This window comes from Kitasatospora sp. NPDC034533 (assembly GCF_055575155.1).
This window is the reverse complement of sequence record NZ_JBVITE010000004.1, coordinates 26,322-45,952: the sequence shown is the minus strand read 5'-3', so window position 1 is coordinate 45,952 and position 19,631 is coordinate 26,322. Positions and strand designations below refer to the sequence as shown.

General features: G+C 75.7%; 19 protein-coding genes. 7 read left to right on the top strand and 12 right to left on the bottom strand.

The annotated features are described in order from the left end of the window. Positions 1–248 precede the first annotated feature (248 nt). On the top strand, positions 249–455 hold the full coding sequence (locus ACZ55U_RS04430; protein ID WP_316525851.1) for an antitoxin: 207 nt from the start codon (positions 249–251) through the stop codon (positions 453–455). A 71-nt stretch (positions 456–526) separates the two neighbouring features. Next, positions 527–1,210, top strand: coding sequence for a transglycosylase SLT domain-containing protein (locus ACZ55U_RS04425; RefSeq protein WP_465522317.1), 684 nt, complete (start codon positions 527–529; stop codon positions 1,208–1,210). Positions 1,211–1,223: 13 nt separating this feature from the next. On the opposite strand, the gene galE is transcribed toward ACZ55U_RS04425, so the two are convergent. The 4 genes from galE to ACZ55U_RS04405 all read right to left on the bottom strand — a co-directional run bounded on the left by galE (position 1,224) and on the right by ACZ55U_RS04405 (position 5,207). Then, positions 1,224–2,240 carry a UDP-glucose 4-epimerase GalE gene (galE, locus tag ACZ55U_RS04420; RefSeq protein WP_465522315.1) on the bottom strand — a complete coding sequence of 339 codons (1,017 nt, stop codon included), beginning with the start codon at positions 2,238–2,240 and terminating at the stop codon, positions 1,224–1,226. Positions 2,241–2,416: 176 nt separating this feature from the next. Next, positions 2,417–3,052, bottom strand: a complete 636-nt coding sequence (locus ACZ55U_RS04415) for a hypothetical protein (protein WP_465522313.1) — start codon at positions 3,050–3,052, stop codon at positions 2,417–2,419. 860 nt (positions 3,053–3,912) lie between these two features. Further along, positions 3,913–4,401 (bottom strand): hypothetical protein, encoded by a 489-nt coding sequence (locus tag ACZ55U_RS04410; protein WP_465522311.1) that lies wholly within the window; start codon positions 4,399–4,401, stop codon positions 3,913–3,915. 53 nt (positions 4,402–4,454) lie between these two features. Beyond that, a complete protein-coding gene (locus ACZ55U_RS04405) occupies positions 4,455–5,207 on the bottom strand; it encodes a sigma 54 modulation/S30EA ribosomal C-terminal domain-containing protein (protein WP_465522309.1) in 753 nt (250 codons plus the stop codon). 341 nt (positions 5,208–5,548) lie between these two features. On the opposite strand from ACZ55U_RS04405, the gene ACZ55U_RS04400 reads away from it, so the two are divergent. Beyond that, positions 5,549–8,074, top strand: coding sequence for a cytochrome P450 (locus ACZ55U_RS04400; RefSeq protein ID WP_465522307.1), 2,526 nt, complete (start codon positions 5,549–5,551; stop codon positions 8,072–8,074). Positions 8,075–8,165: 91 nt separating this feature from the next. Here ACZ55U_RS04400 and ACZ55U_RS04395 read toward each other — a convergent pair whose 3' ends face one another. The 5 genes from ACZ55U_RS04395 to pdxR form a co-directional block, all read right to left on the bottom strand. Further along, the gene (locus tag ACZ55U_RS04395; protein WP_316525845.1) at positions 8,166–8,309 is read right to left on the bottom strand and encodes a DUF6126 family protein; all 144 of its coding nucleotides are present in this window, start codon (positions 8,307–8,309) and stop codon (positions 8,166–8,168) included. Positions 8,310–8,352: 43 nt separating this feature from the next. Then, complete coding sequence (locus ACZ55U_RS04390; protein WP_465522305.1) at positions 8,353–8,697, bottom strand: ArsR/SmtB family transcription factor; 345 nt, start codon at positions 8,695–8,697, stop codon at positions 8,353–8,355. 181 nt (positions 8,698–8,878) lie between these two features. Further along, on the bottom strand, positions 8,879–9,433 hold the full coding sequence (locus ACZ55U_RS04385) for a DUF4240 domain-containing protein (protein ID WP_465522303.1): 555 nt from the start codon (positions 9,431–9,433) through the stop codon (positions 8,879–8,881). Positions 9,434–9,475: 42 nt separating this feature from the next. After that, positions 9,476–10,651 carry a glycoside hydrolase family 3 N-terminal domain-containing protein gene (locus ACZ55U_RS04380; RefSeq protein WP_465522301.1) on the bottom strand — a complete coding sequence of 392 codons (1,176 nt, stop codon included), beginning with the start codon at positions 10,649–10,651 and terminating at the stop codon, positions 9,476–9,478. 341 nt (positions 10,652–10,992) lie between these two features. After that, on the bottom strand, positions 10,993–12,537 hold the full coding sequence (pdxR, locus tag ACZ55U_RS04375; protein WP_465522299.1) for a MocR-like pyridoxine biosynthesis transcription factor PdxR: 1,545 nt from the start codon (positions 12,535–12,537) through the stop codon (positions 10,993–10,995). Between the two features lie 29 nt (positions 12,538–12,566). Between pdxR and ACZ55U_RS04370 the strand changes: the two genes are divergently transcribed. Next, positions 12,567–13,493, top strand: a complete 927-nt coding sequence (locus ACZ55U_RS04370; RefSeq protein ID WP_465522297.1) for a methyltransferase domain-containing protein — start codon at positions 12,567–12,569, stop codon at positions 13,491–13,493. 59 nt (positions 13,494–13,552) lie between these two features. Here ACZ55U_RS04370 and ACZ55U_RS04365 read toward each other — a convergent pair whose 3' ends face one another. Then, a complete protein-coding gene (locus ACZ55U_RS04365; RefSeq protein WP_465522295.1) occupies positions 13,553–14,059 on the bottom strand; it encodes a MarR family winged helix-turn-helix transcriptional regulator in 507 nt (168 codons plus the stop codon). A 110-nt stretch (positions 14,060–14,169) separates the two neighbouring features. Here ACZ55U_RS04365 and ACZ55U_RS04360 point away from each other — a divergent pair, with 110 nt between their 5' ends. Next, positions 14,170–15,099, top strand: coding sequence for an EamA family transporter (locus ACZ55U_RS04360; protein WP_465522293.1), 930 nt, complete (start codon positions 14,170–14,172; stop codon positions 15,097–15,099). Between the two features lie 259 nt (positions 15,100–15,358). Next, positions 15,359–16,912 carry an alpha/beta hydrolase gene (locus ACZ55U_RS04355; RefSeq protein ID WP_465522291.1) on the top strand — a complete coding sequence of 518 codons (1,554 nt, stop codon included), beginning with the start codon at positions 15,359–15,361 and terminating at the stop codon, positions 16,910–16,912. A gap of 37 nt (positions 16,913–16,949) precedes the next feature. Here the strand turns inward: ACZ55U_RS04355 and ACZ55U_RS04350 are convergent, their stop codons facing one another. Then, positions 16,950–17,258 carry a hypothetical protein gene (locus ACZ55U_RS04350; protein ID WP_465522289.1) on the bottom strand — a complete coding sequence of 103 codons (309 nt, stop codon included), beginning with the start codon at positions 17,256–17,258 and terminating at the stop codon, positions 16,950–16,952. Between the two features lie 18 nt (positions 17,259–17,276). After that, a complete protein-coding gene (locus ACZ55U_RS04345) occupies positions 17,277–17,687 on the bottom strand; it encodes a hypothetical protein (protein ID WP_465522287.1) in 411 nt (136 codons plus the stop codon). Positions 17,688–18,236: 549 nt separating this feature from the next. Between ACZ55U_RS04345 and ACZ55U_RS04340 the strand changes: the two genes are divergently transcribed. Next, positions 18,237–19,610, top strand: a complete 1,374-nt coding sequence (locus ACZ55U_RS04340; protein WP_465522285.1) for a lytic transglycosylase domain-containing protein — start codon at positions 18,237–18,239, stop codon at positions 19,608–19,610. Positions 19,611–19,631 lie beyond the last annotated feature (21 nt).

Genomic DNA, 19,631 nt, shown 5'->3' with positions numbered 1-19,631 from the left:
GGGGCGCTGGCGCACCGCCGCGCGTGCCGGGCCGTCCTCGGTCCTGGTGACGTCCCGGCGACGTCCTGGCGACTTCCCGATCTCTACATTTCTGTAGAAGACGGGCTGGAGCATACAAATCCATTTCAGCAAAGTCATCCGCTGTCACCCGTCAGCGGCAGACCCTCTGGTGGCCGTCGTTAGGATGGTCATGATCCCCGCCACGTCGGCACACCATCAGGAACGCATCAGAGGAGCAGAGCGTCACCATGTTTGAGAGTCTGAAGAACCTCGCGGACAAGGCCACCGACCTCGCCCGTGACCACGGCGACGTGATCGGGCAGGGCCTGGAGAAGGTCGGCGACGCGATCGACGACCGCACGGACGGCAAGTTCAGCGGCCAGATCGACACCGGCGTCGAGAAGGCGAAGGACTTCCTGCGCAACCTCGACGGCGACCAGAAGCCCGCCGAGTAGCCTGCCGCAGGAGACGAGCAGCCGCACGGCGGTCGAACGAGCGCGCGGGCGAACGGGGAGGGGCGGCAGCGGTGAGCGAGGAGAAGCAGGGGTCCGGCTGGGGGCGCTGGCTGGTGATCGGCGTCGTGGTGGTGGCCGGGCTGGGTCTCGTCCGCGGCAACGGCCACGACGGCGCGACCTCCGCCGACCCCTCCCCGGCCGCCTCCTCCGCCGGGGCCGCGCCGTCGGCCGGATCCTCCGCCCAGCCCTCGAAACCCTCGAAGCCCTCCGGCGCCTACGACCCCGCCGACTACGCGGAGCCGGTCCGCCGGTACGCCGCCGAGGCCGGGGTCAACCCGCAGCTGTTGATGGCGATCCTCTACAACGAGTCGTACAAGCCGCACGACCCGGACCTCGAACGGGCCTGGCAGCGCGGCAAACCGGACGCCTCCTTCGGCATCGCCAACATGCACCGGGCCGCCTTCGACGACACCAAACCGGGCCGCCCCTTCGCCTCGCGCCAGTGGGAGGAGCTGCCGGACGACCGCGACCTGGCCGTCCAGGCGGCCGCCTGGCACCTGCACGACCTCGCCGCCCAACTGCCCGCCCGCCCGGGCGCGCCGCTCACCCGGGACGAACTCGCCGCCCTCGGCTACAACGCGGGCGCGGGCAACATGCTGGCCTTCGCCCGGGGCGTCAAGATCGGCTCCCAGGCGCAGTCCTACCTGGACCGGCTGCGCGACAACTGGTCGAAGTCCGGCGAGGCCGTGAAGTGAGGCCCCGCGCCGGTCAGCTGGCGCCGATCCGGGCCGACCAGACCCGCCGCCAGGCCAGCGCGTCGGAGACCCCTTCGGTGAGGCCCCGCCGGGGCTGCCAGCCAAGGAGGTCCCGGGCGGTCTCCACGACGGCGTAGCAGCCGATCACGTCCCCGGGCCTCGGCCCGGCCTCCCGCACCTCCAGGCTGGTGCCGACGGCCTGTTCGAAGGCGGCGATCAGCTCCCGCACGGTGGTCCCGTCACCGGTGCCGACGTTGATCACCCGGTAGCGGTCCGCCACGCCCGGGGCGATCACCTCGTCGAACCGGAGCAGCGCCGCGACGTGCGCCTCGGCGAGGTCCTGGACGTGGATGTAGTCACGGATGCCGGAGCCGTCGCGGGTCGCCCAGTCGGTGCCGGTCACGGTGAACGGGGTGCCGGTGGTGTGCGCCTCGATGAGCTTGCCCAGGGCGTGGGTGGGGTGGCGGTCCTGCAGGCCGGTGCGCAGCCGGGGGTCGGCACCGATCGGGTTGAAGTAGCGCAGGGCGATGACGCGCTGGCGCTCGGCGCCCTCGCCCCGGGTCCAGTCCTGGAGGACCTGCTCCATCATCTGCTTGGTGCGCGCGTACGGGCTGCTCGCGTCGACCGGGCTGCTCTCGTCCACCCGGGCGTCGGGGGTGGGGGCGTAGATGGAGGCGGAGCTGCTGAAGACGACCCGGGTGCAGCCGTGGCGCTGGAGGGCGTCCAGGAGTTCGACGGTCTTGGCGACGTTCTCCCGGTAGTAGTACAGCGGCTTGGCCACCGATTCGGGGACGACGATCTTCGCGGCGCAGTGCACGGTGGCGTCGATGTCGGGATGCTCGGCGAAGATCCGGTCCAGCAGCCCGGCGTCGGCGATGTCGCCCCGGTAGAAGATCCGGTCCTCGACGAACTCGGCCCGGCCCCGGGAGAGGTCGTCCAGCACGACCGGGGTGATCCCCCGGTCGAGCAGGGCGGAGGCGACGGTGCTCCCGATGAACCCCGCGCCACCGGTGATCAGGACCTTCTTCATACGCGGACGCTCCCTTGCGATCGGCCGGCCGCCCGGTGGCGTCCGGTCACCGGCAGGGACGTCGGTTCGCGCCCGACCGGTTCCGGGCGGGGCCCGGCCGGCGAGCCGGCGGACGAAGCAGGCCGCTCCGGGGCGGATCCGCAGGCCCCGGGCGGCCCGCACGGGCTCCGGCCGGCTCAGCCGCGGTGGCGGCGCAGCCAGAGGCCGGTGGCGACCAGGACGACGGCCGCGCAGGCGGTGCCGACGGCGGCCCAGACGGTGGCCCCGGAGGTGGTGGCGTGGACGGGGCCGGGCGCGGCCCGCCGCGCGGCCACCGGGGCGGCGGTGGTCCCCGGTGCGGCGCCGGTCTCCCGGAGCGGGGCCGGGGTCACCTCGGTGGGCCACGGCGGGGCTTCGGGCAGCGGCGGGGCTTCTTCCCCCGGGCGCGCCGGGTCGGTCACCACGACGGCGTCCACGTCGAGTTCGCGCTCACCGTGCCCGCGCGCGGGGAAGGCGCAGTCCACCGTCACCTGCCAGTGCCCGACGGGCAGCGCCTCCCGGGTGGTGTACGTCCCCGGGTGGCCGGGGAGGGTGACCAATCGCCACGGCCCGACGGTCCGGCCGTCGGCGGCGGTCGCGGAGAGCGTGCCGGCGAACTCCCCGGCCACCGGGTCGTGGTCGTCCTCCCAGGTCGCGAGGGTGCTGACGCGGCCGTTCCGCTGGCCGGTGACGTCCAGGTGGACGCCGTCGCCCTGGGCGGTGGCGGGCGCCGCGGCGGCCAGCACGGCCACGGCGGCGAGGGTGAGGGCGACGGGGCGGAGACGGGTTCGCATACGGGCGGGTCCTCGGACGGTGTGGGGGCAGGGAGGGGGAACGGCCGCCGCTGGGCGGGCATCGGCCGCTCGACGAGGTTCGGGCCTGCGGGCCTTGGGGCGCACGGGCGTTGGCGGACATCGATCGAAGGTCGGCCGACGTACGGGACGACCGGTTTCACGGGTGCACAGGAACAGCCTTACCCGCAACGGCGCCTGAGGACGTCATCGACGACCAGTTCCGGCAAGGGCCGCCGCCCGGTCGGGAGTTGCCACGGCCGACCGCCACGAGGACGGCCTCAGCGGTGGACGGGCCCGGGCGGGCGCCGCCGACGGCGAGGGCGAACCCGCTCCCGGTGGCGTCGGGTTGCCACGGCCGCCCGGCGGAGATCGAGGCTTCGGGGCGGATCGGATCGGCCGAATTCGACGCGATCCGAACGGTGTTCACCGCCGGGCGGAGGCCCTGGGAGCGATGCCGCGGCTTTCCCCGTTGCGACCACCACGGGTGCGCTCCTCTCCTCGCGCGGGGCCCGCACCCTTGCGGGGGCACGGACTTGCGGCTCTCCGGAGAGCGGGAGAAGCGGCGGGAGACAACAGAGACTTGCCGCAGCCCTTGGCGCGGACCGGCCGGTCAGCGCGCGGGCGCGGGGCTCGGGGCGCAAAGCTGGGCAGGGAGGAGCCGGGGAGCGCAACAGGGGGCAGCGCTCCCCGGCGGGGAGTGGTGGCGGCCACCCGGCCGGAGCCCCGGGGCAGGTGACTCCGTCGGCCGTGACGGAATGCTAGACCCGTGGACGGGAGCTGAACAGTGCTCCGACCAGGGCATTTCCCGCCCCGGACATGCCAGCACCGGCATGTGACGCACCGTCAGCGCATTCGGAGGCTCAGGCAGCGGCCTTCACCGACGCCACCGCGAAGGCCCCCGGACCGACCCCGGCCCGTACGGCCACCGCGCCCGCGCCCGCGCCGGTGCCGGTGCCGGTGCCGGCACCGCAGCCACCGTGCAGCCGGGCCAGCCCGGCCGCCAGGGCCGTCCGGTCCCCGGCGAGCCAGAGCCGCAGGGCCGCCGAGAGCGCCGCACTGGCCTGCCCGGCCGCCGGACCACCGGTGCGGACCAGCCGCTCGCCGAGCAGCGGCAGCAGGTCCGCGACCGGGGCGGGCAGCCAGAGGGTGAGCGCGAAGGGCGCCGGTCTGGCCAGCACGCGCAGCAGCGGCAGGACGGACACGTCGTCGTGCAGCGCCGGGATCACCTCCAGGAGCCCGTCCACCGCCACCTCGGAGACGTCGCCGCCGTGCCCGCGCGCGAGCTCGCGCAGCAGCGCGCGCTCGGCGGCGGTGATCCGGACGGTCAGCATGACCTCGTCGCAGTCCATGGTCCCGGCCCCCTGTCGTGGAGATCTCGTGGTGTGGTCGTCTCGCCGCGGTGTCAGTCCAGTGCCGACGGGGTTCCTGCCCCGATCCGGCCGTCCGCTACCGGCGCTATCAGGCCGTAGTGGCCGTCGAAGCGGCGGTACAGCACCCGGAGCCGGCCGTCGCCGGGGTCGGTGTAGCCGACGAACGGGCGGTCGGCCAGCCAGAGCCGGCGGGCCGCCTCGGCGAGGTCCATCGAGGGCACCGCGGCGCACAGCTCCACCCCGCCGCCCGGCGAGCTGCGGCGGACCAGGCTGTCCCGCCCGGTCACGGCGTCCGCGAAGACGTGGAACCGCCGGTCGAGGGCCAGCAGTTCGAGCGCGGCCTGCTCGGGCGTGCGGCGGGCGAGCACCACCGCCTTGTGCCGGGCGATCCGCCGCTGGGCGAGCGGACGGTCCGCGAACTGCGGGCGGTAGGCGCTCTCGTAGGCGACGGCGAAGCCGATGTCGCCCTGCTCGCGCAGCCGGACGGCCCGCCCGGCGAGCGTGCCGAGCACCAGGTCGACGGACTCCCGCGCGGTGGCGGCGGCCAGCTGCACCCGCACCGGCCCGGCCTCCGCGAGCTCGACGTGCGCCTGGGCCAGCGACGGCCGGGCCATCGACCGGTCGCGCGAGCGGGTCAGCCGCAGCCGCAGCGCGTGGGCGTCGGGGCCGAGCGCCGAGGCGGTCTCCAGCGCCCGCGCCCGGGCGTACTCGGCGTCCTCGCGGGGCAGCTCACCGCGGATCTCCACCCGGACGTCGAGGGCGGGCCGGTGGCGCAGACGGGTCATCAGGGGCCTCCTTCTTCGCATCCATGCTGTCCCTCGCACGCCCGTACGGCGAGGGTCCAAAGACCCTGCCCCGCGGGATCGCCGCGGACCGCTCGGGCAACGGCATCCGCGCAGGTCAACACCGGTCTTCGAGCACGCACGAAAGGGTCGATCCGATCGGCCGTTGGAGTGATCCCCTCACATTCGGCGCAACGCTCGGGAAACCGGCGCGTTTGCCAAACGTGCGCCCTCCCGCCGGGGGCGCGCGCGGGGCCCGCGCTGGGCGGTCCCCCGTCCCGCGGCCGGCCCGCCACTGCCACCCGGCATCGCCCGCGCCGGCCACTCTGGTGAGAGGAAGTGTCATGTCCCTGCTGACCGAGACGCGGAAGCTGATCGTCCCCCCGAGAACCGCACCCGGTCCCTCCCCGCTGGCCCGCGCCGCCGTCCCCCCGCTGGCGCCCGGTGCCCTGCCCGGCCTCGGGCACGCCGCCGCCCTGCTGCGCGACCCGCTCGGCTTCCTCGGCTCGCTCTCCCGCCACGGCGGGGTGGTCCGCATCCGCCTCGGCCCGCGCACCGTCTGCGTGGTCACCGACGCCCGGCTGGTCCACACCCTGCTCGTCGCGCTGGCCCACGACTGCCCGCGCGGAGCCGTCCAGGACACCCTCAAGACAGCCTTCGGCGACGGCCTGCTGATGTCCGAGGGCCAGGCCCACCGCGACCGCCGCCGGGCCATCCAGCCCGCCTTCGGCGCGGACCGGATGGGCGAGTACCTGGCCGTGATGCAGCAGGTCACCGAGGAACGGGCCGGACGCTGGCGCCCCGGCCAAGTCCTCGACGTGGCCAAGGAGATGAACCACCTGGCGCTGGAGATCGTCACCCGCGCCCTGTTCGACGCCCGGCTCAGCGAGGACGCCACCGTCGCCTTCCACCGGGCCCTGCCGGACCTGGTGAAGGGGCAGATCGTCCAGTCCCTCTACCCGAACCCGGCGCTCGCCCGGCTGCCGCTGCCCGTCAACCGGCGGTTCGACGACGCGGTCCGGGTGCTCAACCGGGTGGTCGACCAGGCCGTGAACGGCCACACCGAGACCGCCTCCGGCCGGCCGGGCCGGCGCACCCTGCCCGCCCTGCTGCGCGCCGCGACCGACCCGGCCACCGGCTGCCCGCTCACCGAGGCGGACGTCCGCTCCGAGGCGGTCACCATGTTCGGCGCCGGCACCGAGACCGTCTCCACCACGCTCACCTGGCTGCTGGACGAGCTGCTGCGCCACCCCGAGGTGGAGGCGCGGATGCTCGCCGAACTGGACGAGCACCTGCCCGCGGGCACCGTCCCCACGCCCGAGGCGCTGGCCCGGCTCACCTACACCCGCAGCGTCACCCAGGAGGTGGTGCGGCTGCACGCCCCGAACGCCTTCCTGATGCGCACCGCCCGGGTGCCGGTCGAACTCGGCCCCTACCGCGTCCCGGCCGGCACCGAGCTGCTGTACAGCCTCACCGCGCTGCACCGCGACCCGGTGCGCTACCCCGAGCCGCTGAGCTTCCGGCCCGAACGCTGGCAGGACACCGGCGGCACCGGACGGCCGTCCTTCCTGCCGTTCGGGGCGGGCAAGCACAAGTGCATCGGTGAGGCCTTCGCCTGGGCGGAGCTGACCGTCGCGGCCGCGGCGATCCTGCGCCGCTGGCGGCCGGTGGCGGTCCAGGGCTCACGGGCCCGCGAGGTGGTGTGGACCACGGTGCAGGCGCACGGCCTGCGGGTCCGGCTCGCACCGCGCGGCGCACGCTCCCCCCGCGGGGGCTCCTCGGCGGCCTCCCGCGAGGGCGACGCCGCCTCCTCACCCGGAGAAACAGCCCCACCAGGAGGCGCCGTGTCCTGCGCCCGCGAGGAGCCGCCACCCGGCTGTTGTCCGTTCGCCGGCGCCGCCCACGGGATCGTCCCCGTGAGCGGCGCCGACCGCACCCGGGCGGACGGCCCCTGCCCCTCCCGCGACCTTCGGGCCGCCGCCGACCGGCACGCCGACTGGGTGGTCCGCCACGGCCTGCTCACCCCGGCCGAACTGCCCCGCTACCGGGCCTACGCGCTGCACGAGCTGATCGGCCGCGCCTTCCCCCGCGTCGGCGGCGCCGAACTCGACCTCCTGGTGGACGTGCTGGGCTGGTTCACCATCCTGGACGACCGCTTCGACGAGTCGCCCGGCCACCACCCCGCCGAGGCCCACGCCCTGGTGGACCCGCTGGTCGCGGTCCTGGACGGCACCCGCGTCGGCAGCCCGTCCGACGACCGACTGCTGGACTCCTGGCGGGAGTTGTGGAACCGGCAGAGCGCGTCGATGTCCCCCGAGTGGCGCGCCCGCGCTGCCCGGGAGTGGCGCGCCTGCCTGGCCACCTTCCCCGCCGAGGCCGACCACCGCGCCCGGGGCACCGTCCCGGCCCGCGGCCTCGGCCTCACGGACACCATGCGGCTGCGCCGGCACGGCAGTTGCCTCTACCCGTTCATGAACATAATGGAACGGGTCCACGGCGCCGACGCTCCGGCCGCGCTGCACGCGGAACCCGCGCTGCACCGGCTGCGCGCCAACACCGCCGACGCCGCGACGCTGATCAACGACCTGTACTCGCTGGAGCGCGAGGAACGGCAGAGCGGAGCGGCGTTCAACACCGTGCTCACCCTCCAGCGCTCCCACGGCTGCACCCGCGGCCGGGCCGTCGACGCGGTGCGCGCCCAGGTGGCGCGGCTGCGGCAGGAGAGCGAGGAGCTGCGCCGCGAACTGCTGCGCCGCCACCCGGCCGAGCGCTGGTACCTGGACGGCACCCGGGAGCTGGTCGCCGGCGTGCAGGCCTGGAGCAGCACCAGCGACCGCTACGTGGTGCCGGACACCGAGCGGCTCGGGTGAGACGGCCCCGCCCCGCGCGGGTGAGACGGCCCCGCCCCGCGCGGGTGAGACGGCCCCGCCCCGCGCGGGTGAGCCGCTCCCGCCCGGCGCGCTACTTCCGGCCGCCGAGCGCGAACAGCAGCAGCACGAAACCGGCGAACAGGTGCGTGGCGAAGATGTAGATGCCCGCGCGGATCAGCATCGCCTTGCGGCGCCGCTTCTCCTCGCTCGTGCCGTCGTTCGTGCTCTTGCTCACGGTGCTGCTTCTCCTCGGGTGGGGCGGACGGGCCGGGCGCGGCTCAGCGGGGCTGCCGACCGCCGGCGGCGCGCAGCTCGGTGAGCAGCGCGCCCTGGTCGGTGATCAGCTCGGTCAGGATCCGGCGGGCCGCGCTCAGCAACTCGGCCACGTCCGGGGTGCTGAGCGCGTACACCACGGTGTTGCCCTCACGGGTCGCCGTGACCAGCCGGGTGCGGCGCAGCACCGCGAGCTGCTGGGAGAGGTTGGACGGCTCGACCTCGATCTCCGCCAGCAGCTCGCGTACCGGCCGGGGTCCGTCCTGGAGCAGCTCCAGGACCCGGATCCGCACGGGGTGGCCGAGGGTGCGGAAGAACTCCGCCTTGGCCTGGTACAGCGGTACCGGCATCGTCCGCCCTCTCCCTCGTCCGGCTCGGTGGTCGCCCGGGCCCGGTGGTCGTACGGCCGGGCGACCTCGCCGCCACGGCCGCTAGGCATCATCGCGACAGATGAAGATTTCTTCAAGTCGTCACGGTGTGAGGCCCCCCCGGACGGCCGGACCGCCGCACCCGGAAGCGGGCGCCCTCCGCTCAGCCGGCGACCGGCCCCAGCAGCAGCGCCGCCAGGCGGGGCAGGCGGCGGTGCATCTGCGCGTCGTCGTCGAAGTCGAAGTCCTCGCCCATGTCGGGCCCCCGCTCGACCCGGGCGGGACCGAGGGCCTGGTAGAGGTCCGCGTCCTCGCCCAGCAGCCGGGCGTAGGCGTAGGACGCCGCGTAGCCGGCCTCCTCGTAGAAGAAGAGCTCCTCCATTCCCAGGAGCTCCGGGCCGGCCACCGCCGGGTGGTCCGCCAGGCCGTCGGGGTCGGCGGCGGCCCGGTCGTACCACTCCCGGCCCAGGGCGATCAGGCCCGCCCGGAAGTCGGTGAAGCCGTCGTCCGAGCAGCCCCCGCCGATGAGGTGGCCGGCCGCCCGGACGTCCCACCGCCGCAGGTTCCGGTGCAGGTGCTCGTAGCGCTCCTGGAAGGCGAGGATGCCGGGCGCGCCGAGGCCGGTCAGGCGCTTGACGAGCGCCTGGTGGAAGGGGCGGCCCGGGCGGATGTCCGCGCGGGCGGCGGCGATGACGGCCCAGAATTCGTCGGTGTCCATGGGGGGCACTCTGCCCGGTGGTACCGACACCCGGCCGCCGGTTCAGTCCAGCGAGGCACGCAGGGCGTCGACCCGGGCGACGGCGTCGGTGAAGGCGTGCCGGTCCAGGCGGCCGTCGTCCAGGGCGGCGGCCAGCGCCTCGGTGGCGTCCTCGCCCTGCTGGGGGTCGCGGCCGGAGCAGAGCAGCAGGTCCATCCCGGCCTCGGCGGCGGCCAGCGCCCGGTCACCGGTGCCGCCGTAGGGGGCGAGCGCGTCGGCCTCCATCGCGTCGGTGACGGTCACGCCGTCGAAGCCGAGCCTCCCGCGCAGCTCGCCCTGGATGATCCTGCGCGAGAACCCGGCCGGGTGGTCCGGGTCCAGCGCCGGGTAGACCGCCCAGGAGGCCATCACCAGCCGGACGCCCGCCGCGATGGCGCTGCGGTACGGGGCCTCCCCGCGGGAGCGCAGTTGTGAGAGCGGAACGTTCAGGGTGACCGGGCGCTCGTCGGTGTTCGCGCCCCGGGGCGCGGCGCCGAGGCCGGGGAAGTGCTTGGCGGTCGCGGCCACCCCGAGGCCCTGCTGGGCGGTGAGGAAGGCGGTGCCCAACTCGGCCACCCTGGCGGGGTCCTGGCCGTAGGAGCGCTCGGAGTGGTCGATGAAGTTGTCCGGTGTGTCGTAGACGTCGAGCACCGGGGCGAGGTTGAGGTTCAGCCCGGCGTCGGCGAGGGTCCGGGCGGCGCCGGCGCCGGAGTCCGCCGCCGCGGCGAGCGGGTTCGCGGCCGTTCCGACGCGGCGGGCGGAGAGTTCGGGCGCGCCGGGCAGCCGGCGGACCTTCCCGCCCTCCTGGTCGGTCATCAGCAGCAGCGTGCGCGGGTGCGGGGCCTCGGCGGCGGCCTGCTTCAACGCGGCTACCGCCTCGGCGAGTTGTTCCGGGCTGGTGATGTTCTCGCCGAAGAGGATCACCCCGGCGGCCCGCCCCTCCCGGATCGCCGTGAGCACCCCGGCCGGCGGCGTCGGGCCGGGGTAGGACAGCACGATCCGCCGCCCGGCGAGCACCCGGGAGTCCTCCTGGTGCCGGTCGGCCATCGCGGCACTCCCCTCGTTCGGAACACCCGGGACGCTCGCGGCGCTCGGAGCACCGGGCGGCCGGGCGGGCGAGCCGAGCGGGGCCGACCCGAGCGCGGCCCCCAGGACGGCCAGCACCACCCCGAACTGGGCGACACTGCGGAACGGGACCATCACGCCTCCCGGGGTCAGCACTTGACTTCGGCATGTCAACTTACCCAGGGGTGCGGATCGACACTCCCCGCGCACCAGATTCCTCCGACAATCTGACCGTAAAGGTACGGCGGGAGGCGCGGTCAGCCCGACTGGGCCGACCGGGTCTTCGGCTTCGAGGACCCGCGCCTGCCGAGGCCGGGCTCGCCCGGCCCCGGCGGCACCCTTCGCGGCGGGGCCGTCCGGGCGGTCCTGGCCGATCAACCCGCGGCCGGGGGCACGTGGCTGGGCGGCGGATCGTCCGCGCACCGGGCGCACTCGGTGGAATCGCCCGAGGGCGCGCCGCGGGCCCGGCCAGGGGCCTAGACTGACCGGCGCACCAGCCCTCCCAGAACGGCCACCCCCTCGGCGATCTCGGCCGTCGACCCCGCCGCGTAGCCGAGGACCAGCCCCGGCGGGTACGGCAGCCGGGCGTGCCAGGACAGCGGCTGGGTCTTGACCCCCGCGGCCAGTGCGGCGGCGGCCAACTCGGTGTCCGTGCAGCCGAGTTCCTCCGGAAGCGTCAGCATCAGGTGGAGCCCCGCCGCCGCGCCGTGCACGGTGGCGTCCGGCAGGTGGGTGCGGATGGCGGCGATCATCGCGTCCCGGCGGCGGCGGTGACGGCGGCGCAGCAGCCGCAGGTGGCGGTCGAGGTCGCCGGACTCCATCAGCCGGGCCAGCACCAGCTGGGGCAGCACCGGGTTGCCGAGGTCGGCGAAGCGCTTGGCGTCCAGGACGGCGTCCCGCAGCCGGGGCGGGACCAGCAGCCAGCCGATCCGCAGCGCGGGGGCGAGCAGCTTGGAGATGCTGCCCGCGTAGCAGACCCGGTCCGGCAGGGCGGCCCGCAGGGCCGGGACGGGCGGGCGGTCGTAGCGGTGCTCGGCGTCGTAGTCGTCCTCGATGACCAGTCCGCCCTCGCCCGCCCAGCGCAGCAGTTCGCGCCGGCGGTCGCCACCGAGGACGACACCGGTCGGGTACTGGTGGGCGGGGGTGAGCAGGACGGCCGGTGCCCCGGTGGCGCGCAGCGTGTCGACCCGGACGCCCTCGGCGTCGACCGGCACGGGCGGGGTGGCGGCGAGCCAGTGGGCGAGCTGGTGGCGGGCGCCGAGCGAGCCCGGGTCCTCGACCGCGACCTCGTCGATGCCCGCCCGGCCGAGGGCGCGGCCGAGCAGCGCGAGGGCCTGGGCCGTACCGGCGACGATCAGCACCTCGTCCGGGTCCGCGCGGATGCCCCGGTTGCGGGCCAGCCAGTGGGCGACGGCCCGGCGCAGGGCCGGGGTGCCGCGTACGTCGCCGTAGCCGAGGTCGTGCGCGGCGAGGCCGTCGAGGACGGCGCGTTCGGCGCGCAGCCAGGCGGTGCGGGGGAAGGCCGCGAGGTCGGGTACGCCGGGGGCGAGGTCGATCCGGGCGGGGGTGGCGCGCAGCAGCTCGAAGACCTCGGCGTCCGGCTCGTCCCGGAACAGCGCGGGGGCTCCTCGGCGCGCCGCCGCCACGGGCGGCTCGGCCCCGGCGGCGGGAGCCCCGGCGGCGGGAGCCCCGGCGGCAGGGGCCCCGGCGGCGGGGGCCGTCACGGGGGTCGCGACCACGACCGTACCGCCCCGGCCACGGCCGGCCAGCTGCCCCTCCTCGGCGAGGCGCCGGTAGGCATCGGTCACCACGCCGCGGGAGACGCCGAGTTCGGCGGCCAGCACCCGGCTGGCGGGCAGCTTGGTCCCGGCCGGCAGCCGCCCGTCGGCGAGGGCCTCGCGCAGTCGGCGGGCCAGCCAGTCGGTGAGGCCGCCGGGCGGGGCGTCGGCGGCGTCGAGCTGGAGGAAGTCGGCGCCGGCCTCTTTGGACCGGTGGGACGCCTCGGTTTTGGACCTGTTCACCGGACCATAGTGGCGGCGAGGGTGGGGTCATGACCACGGAAGCCCCCAGCAGCACGCAAACGCCCACCGCGCAAACGCCCACCACGGAAGCACCGACCAGGCGAACGCCCGCCACGGCCGCGCCCGCCGAGACGGTCGCCCCGCGGGCCGGCCACGACTACGTCCACGGCTACTCCGACACCGAGGCGCAGCGCCTCGGCGACCAGGCCGACACGCTCGCCGAGCTGCTGCACGCGGGCACCGCCTACCCGCCGGGCAGCCGGGTCCTGGAGGCGGGCTGCGGGGTGGGGGCGCAGACCGTGCACCTGCTGGCCGCCAGCCCGGGGGCGCGGCTGACGGCGGCGGACCTCTCGGCGGAGTCGCTGGCCCGGGCCCGCGCCCGGGTGGCCGCGCAGGCACCCGCCGCAGACGTCAGCTGGCACCACGGCGACCTGCACCAGCTGCCGTTCCCGGACGGCTCCTTCGACCACGTCTTCCTCTGCTTCGTGCTGGAGCACCTGCCCGATCCGGTGGCCGGGCTGGCCGCGCTGCGCCGGGTGCTGCGGCCCGGCGGGACGATCACGGTGATCGAGGGCGACCACGGCTCGGCCTTCTTCCACCCGGAGAGCCCGGCGGCCCGCCGCACCGTCGACCACCTGGTCCGGCTCCAGGCCCGCTCCGGCGGGGACGGACTGCTCGGCCGCCGGCTGCACCCGCTGCTGACGGCGGCCGGGTTCGCCGAGGTGACGGTCCGCCCGCGGACGGTCTACGCCGACGGCGCCCGCCCGGCCCTGATGGAGAACTTCACCCTGCGGACCTTCGTCGCGATGGTGGAGACCGTCCGGGCGCGGGCACTGGCCGCCGGGCTGGCCACCCCGGAGGAGTTCGACCGGGGCGTCGCGGAGTTGCGCCGCGCGGCCGAGCCGGGCGGGACGTTCCACTACGCCTTCTTCAAGGCGGTGGCGGTCCGGCCGTAGCCGGGGCCGGGGCGCGGTCGTGGACGGGGGTCAGAACCGCGCCCCGGGCACCGGCCGGCTTACGCCGACTGCTCCGGGCCGCCCCCGAGGTCCGCCAGCAGGGCGCGCATCGCCTCGACCAGCGCCGCCCGCCGGGGCTCGTCGAGGCCGGCCAGCAGCCGGTGCTCGGTGGCGAGGTGGTCTGGCAGCGCGCGGTCGATCAGGGCGTGGCCCTCGGGGGTGAGGGCGACCTCGCGGCTGCGGCCGTCCTGGTCGCTGCGGTTGCGGGTGACCAGGCCGCGGGCCTCCAGCCGGTCCAGGCGCTGGGTGATGGCGCCGGAGGTGACCATCGCGGACCGCATCAGGCCGGTGGGGGTGAGCCGGTAGGGCGGGCCGCTGCGCTTGAGGGTGGCGAGGACGTCGAAGGAGGCGGCGTCCAGGCCGTGGGCCGCGAAGGTGCGGTTGAGCTCCGTGTCCACCAGCCGGTAGAGGCGCTTGAGCCGGCCGAACACCTCCATCGGGGAGACGTCCAGGTCGGGGCGTTCCGCGCCCCACTGCGCGACGACGCGGTCCACATGATCTGCCACGGCTCCAGGGTAGGCGATCTCCCGACCTTCCTTAGCAGTGAGGTAACTGTGAGCCACCACACTCGCCCGAAGCGGTGAAGAATGCCTTAGCGCTGAGATACATTGGCTTAGTGCTAAGGAATCGCCTCGTCCTCGTCCTGCTGACGGCCCTCGCCCCCGCGGTGTGGGGCACGACCTACCTGGTCACCACCGAGCTGCTGCCGCCCGGCCGGCCGCTGCTCGCCGCCGTCCTCCGCTGCCTGCCCGCCGGACTGCTCCTGATCGTCCTCACCCGCCGTCTGCCGCAGGGCAGTTGGTGGTGGCGCTCGCTGGTGCTCGGCGCGCTCAACATCGGGGCGTTCCAGGCGCTGCTCTTCATCGCCGCCTACCGTCTGCCGGGCGGCATCGCGGCCACCGTCGGCGCCGTCCAGCCACTGCTCACCGCCGGGCTCTCCGCGCTCGTCCTCGGCGACCGGCTCACCCTGCGCACCGTGCTGTCCGGCATCGCGGGCGTCACCGGCGTCAGCCTGCTGGTGCTGCGGGCCGACGCCCGGCTCGACGCGATCGGGGTGGTGGCCGCGCTCGGCGGCGCCGTGGTGATGGCCGCCGGCATCGTGCTCTCCAAGCGCTGGGTCTCCCCCGCGCCGATGCTCGCCACCACCGGCTGGCAGCTCACCGCCGGCGGACTGCTGCTGGTGCCGGTCACGCTGCTCACCGAGGGCGCGCCGCCGGCCCACTACAGCCTCGCCAACGTGCTCGGCTACGCCTACCTCTGCCTGATCGGCGCGGCCGTCACGTACGCGCTCTGGTTCCGCGGGCTGCGGGAGCTGTCGCCGGTCTCGGTCTCCTTCCTCGGCCTGCTCAGCCCGGTGGTCGCCACCCTGCTGGGCTGGCTGGCGCTCGGCCAGGACCTCAGCCCGCTCCAGGCGCTCGGCGCCCTGGTCGTGCTCGGTTCGCTGATCGCCGCCCAGACCCAGCGCCCGCGCACCGCACTGCGGTCGGCGGCCGGATCGGCACCGGCCGCCGGCGCGCGGCCGGTGCGCGAGACCGCCCGGCAGTGAGGCCTCCGGCATCGACAGCCCCGGCCGGCACCTGGCCTCCGGGGCGGTTCGAGACCGCCCCGGAGGGCCCGGGGCGACCGCTGGACCGGCTCCGGCCCCCTGACGAGCCCCTCGCCATGGGAGTCGGGGAAACCGCCGCCCACGGAGTGCGCCGCTCGGTCCCCGGTCCCCCGCTCCGGCGGGGGTGTACCCAGCACCACCCCGAAGACGGCAGCGGGCGTGATCGTTCATCAGGACGGGCCCCGGCAGGATCGCTCCCGTGACCAAGACCGCAGCCCAGTCCACCGGATCCGCCCCGCCCCGCGCCCGACGCGTCGCCCTGACCGTCGCCGCCGTCCTCCTGGCCGGCCTGGCCGCGCCCGCCACCGCCGGCGCCGCCGCCGGGCGCGACCCGGGCGACGCGGACCCGGCGCCCGCCCGCTACACCCACCAGAGACTCGACTGGCAGCCCTGTGCCCAGCAGCCCGCACTGGACTGCGCCGCCATGACCGCCCCGCGCGACTGGCACCACCCCGGTGTCGGGGCCGACCTGACCATCGCCGTCTCCCGGCACCGCGCCACCGACCCGGCCAGGCGCAAGGGCACCCTGCTGATGGCGGCCGGCGGCCCCGGCGCCTCCGGCCTCAACCGCCCGGCCGGGCTCGCCGCCGGCGCCCCGGCACTCGGCGCGGCGTACGACATCGTGGGCTTCGACCAGCGCGGGGTCGGCGCGAGCACCAAGGCGGTCTGCCAGAGCCCGGAGGAGTTCCAGGAGTTCCTGGCCGGCGACTACCGGGACCAGTCCCCCGCCGCGATCGACCGCGTGATCGCCAACTCCCGGAAGCTGGCCGCCGGCTGCCAGGCACGCAGCGGCGACCTCATCCCCTTCCTGACCACCGAGCAGACCGCCCACGACATCGACCTGTTCCGCGGCCTGCTCGGCGAACGCGAGATCAGCTACTACGGCCCGTCCTACGCCACGATGATCGGCGCCTACTACGCGACGCTCTTCCCGCACCGGGTCGAACGGATGGTGCTGGACAGCAACATCGGCTTCGACGGCACCTGGGAGAAGTTCCAGCTGGGCCAGCCGATGAGCTTCCAGCGCCGCTTCGACGAGGACTTCGCGCCCTGGCTCGCGGCCCGGGACGCCACCTACCACTGGGGCTCGACACCGGAGCAGGTGCGGGCGCACTGGGAGGGGCGCCGGGCCGCGCTGCACGACGCCCCGATCGTCGAGGGCCGGCTGACGATCGGCCCCAACCAGCTGGACAGCCTCACGATGTCGGCGATCTACCGGGCCACCGCCTTCCCCGACCTGGCCCGGCTGCTGGCCACCCTCGACGACTGGCAGGGCGCCGACCCCGCCACCCGGACGGCGGCCGCACAGGCCTTCAACAGCTACCTCAGCCCGGAGTTCCTCGCCGAGTACTTCTCGGTGACCTGCAACGACACCCCGTGGACCAAGGACCTGGACACCTGGATCCGGCGTGGCGCCGAGAACACCGCCCGCTGGCCGCTGGCCGGCGCCCGGACGCTCGCCTTCAGCGCGGTCTGCGCCGCCTGGCCGGTCGCCCCGGCGCCCGAGGTCAAGGTGACCGGCGCCCACTTGCCGACCACGCTGATGCTCAACTCGGTGCACGACCCGGCGACCTACTACGAGGCGGCGCTCGGCGCCCACCGCGCGGTGCGCGCCTCCAAGCTGGTCACCGTCACCGGGAACGGCGACCACGGCCAGTACCCCACGTCCAACGCCTGCGTCACCGACGTGGTCGAGCGCTACCTGCTGGCGGACACCGCTCCCGCGCGCGACCTCGTCTGCGCGTCCTCGTAGGTGCGCGTCCTCGTAAGCCGCTCGCTCCGGTTCGCGGTCAACTCCCGGTGCCCGACCGCAGCCTTGCGCGGAGCCAGGCGAAGCCGACGGCCAGACCGGCGAAGCCGCCGACGGCGAGCTTGATCCCGGCCTTGGCGACGATCCAGCCGATCCACGGGACGGTCCACCCCAGCCAGTGGAACACGGCCAGCAGCACCGCGGCGCCGAAGAGCGCGGCGAGCACGGTGACCACCACGGCGGCGGCCCGCGGAAGCTCCCGCGGGCCGTCGGCGCCTGCCCCGGCCTCCGGACCGCCCGGACCCGCTGTCGAGTCCCGCACCACGTCGTTCGTACCCCCCTCAACCATGAGGGTGATGATACGACTTCAGCGGTGGGCGTGGTGGGTGTCCCCGACGTACTCGCCGGTCTCGGCGTCGGGGAAGCTGACGGCGATGGTGACCCGGTACTCGTGGACGCCCTCCCGGTGCCCCGGCACCCGCGCCCAGGCCAGCGAGTGCACCTCGGCCTCGGGCGCCTGCCGGCACCAGGCGGCGGCCTCCTCCAGGGCGCGGGCGGCCGACCGCCCGGTGCACACCACCGCGGTGTACGCGGCGACGGCGACGTCCGTGTCGGGCCGGAAGTTGCGCGACACCGCCCGGACGGCCGCGGCGGCCTGGGTCAGGTCACGGGCCAGGTCGTCCACCACCCGAGGGGGAGCCGGCAGCACCACCGCTCCCTCGGCGAGGGTCTCCGGCAGGTTCGCGCTCACGGTCTGGACCTCCATCCGCATCGTCACGCGGCACAGCATGCCGGGCGGTGATTCCTGGCATGCCCACTTTCACCAGAAAGTCATCCGTCCAGGGCCGAGTCGGGGCCGACCCCTGGCGCGCGCGGGCCCGTCCTGCTAGGGGACTCCGGGCGAGGTGTCCGACGTTCCGGCAGGTCAGCGGGGTCCGGCGGCAGGCGGCGCCGGGAGCCCGCAAGGCCGCGCACGCACCACCCCCGCGCTCCGAACCGCCGGTCCGGCGCCCGGGAGCGCCCACCCCACCGCAACGGGCGTTCGGTCAACTCACAAAGAGCGAAGGCGAGTTGTGCGCGGCAGCGGGTGGGAAGAGCGGCGGCCGGCGGGCCCGGGCGCGACGCGGCGCCCGGGCCCACCCCGGCCGAGGTGCCGAGTTAACCCCTCGGAGGCCCCCGGTCCGCCTCCCGGCCACCCTGTCCCTGTCAGATCGTCGTGATACTAATCGTCCCGGCGGGGCTCCCGTCCCCTTGACGGGGCGGGCACGATGACGGGAACTCAACCGTTCCGGGAAGAGTCCGGACGGCGACGGGGAGGGGTATGCGGATGACGGTGCGGATCGGCAAGGCCGGGGGCGGGCGGAAGCTCCGGATCGGCAAGCGGGTCACGGGGACGGCGGCGGCCTTCGCCGCGCTGGCCGCCCTGACCGGCTCTCAGGTGACGGGCATCGGCCTCGCCCCGGTCGCGGCCGCCGACGTCGGCCCGGCGAACGGCGCCGCCGAGCAGGGCGCCGGCCGCTTCCTGCCGGGCGGAGCCGATCCGAGCGGCGCCCCCGCCACCGGCCTGCCCGCCGACGGCGGCGGCACCGTCCAGCTCCCGCAGCCGCCCGGCGCGCTGCCCGGCCTGCCCTCGGCCGGCCCGTTCACGGCCGGCGGCCCCGCGCTGCCCGCCACCGTGTTCGCCGCCTACCGCCAGGCCGAGGCCTCGCTGGCGCAGCGCTCGCCGGGCTGCCACCTGCCCTGGCAGCTGCTGGCCGCGATCGGCCAGGTCGAGTCCGGCCAGGCCAACGGCGGCCAGGTGGACGCCGCCGGCACCACCCTGACGCCGATCCTCGGCCCGCTGCTGGACGGCAACGGCTTCGCCGCGATACCCGCCGCCGACGGCGGCCGCTACTCCGGCGACGCCCGTTGGGACCGCGCCGTCGGCCCCATGCAGTTCATCCAGTCCACCTGGGCCGCCTGGGGCGTGGACGCCAACGGCGACGGCAAGGCCGACCCGAACAACATCTTCGACGCCGCCGAGACCGCCGCCCGCTACCTGTGCGCCGGCGGCCGCGACCTCTCCGACCCGGCGCAGCTCGACCGGGCCATCCTCAGCTACAACTACTCCGGCGAGTACCTGCGGACGGTGCGCAACTGGATGGCGCACTACGGCAGCGGCACGGTGACCACGGTGCCGAACCGCCCCGGCCCCCTCGTCCCGCCCGGCCCGCAGCTTCCCGCCGGCGGGTCCACCCCGGGCACCGGTGGCACGCCGGGCACGGATCCGCAGCCGACGGTTCCGGCCGCGCCCACCCCGAGCCAGTCGCCGAGCGCCCAGCCGAGCACCACCCCGAGCGGCACGCCCACCCCCGGCGGTTCCACCTCGCCGTCCGCGACGCCGACGGCCACTCCGGGCGGCAGCTCCTCCCCGACGGCGACCCCGAGCGGCACGCCCACCGGCACGCCCACCGGTACGCCCACGGGCACCCCGACCGGCACGCCCACGGGCTGCCCGGACCCGACGGCCACGGCCACGCCCACCGGGACGCCCTCCCCGACGGGCTCCCCGTCCCCGACCGCCACCCCCAGCGGCACCCCGACGGCGACCCCCGCTCCGGGCTGCCCCACCCCCGCCCCGACCGCGACGGGCACCCCGAGCGGCGCGCCCAGCACCACCCCCGGCGCCGCGCTCTCGCCGTCGGCCGCCCCGACGAAGTGACGCGGGGGCGCGGTCCCGCAC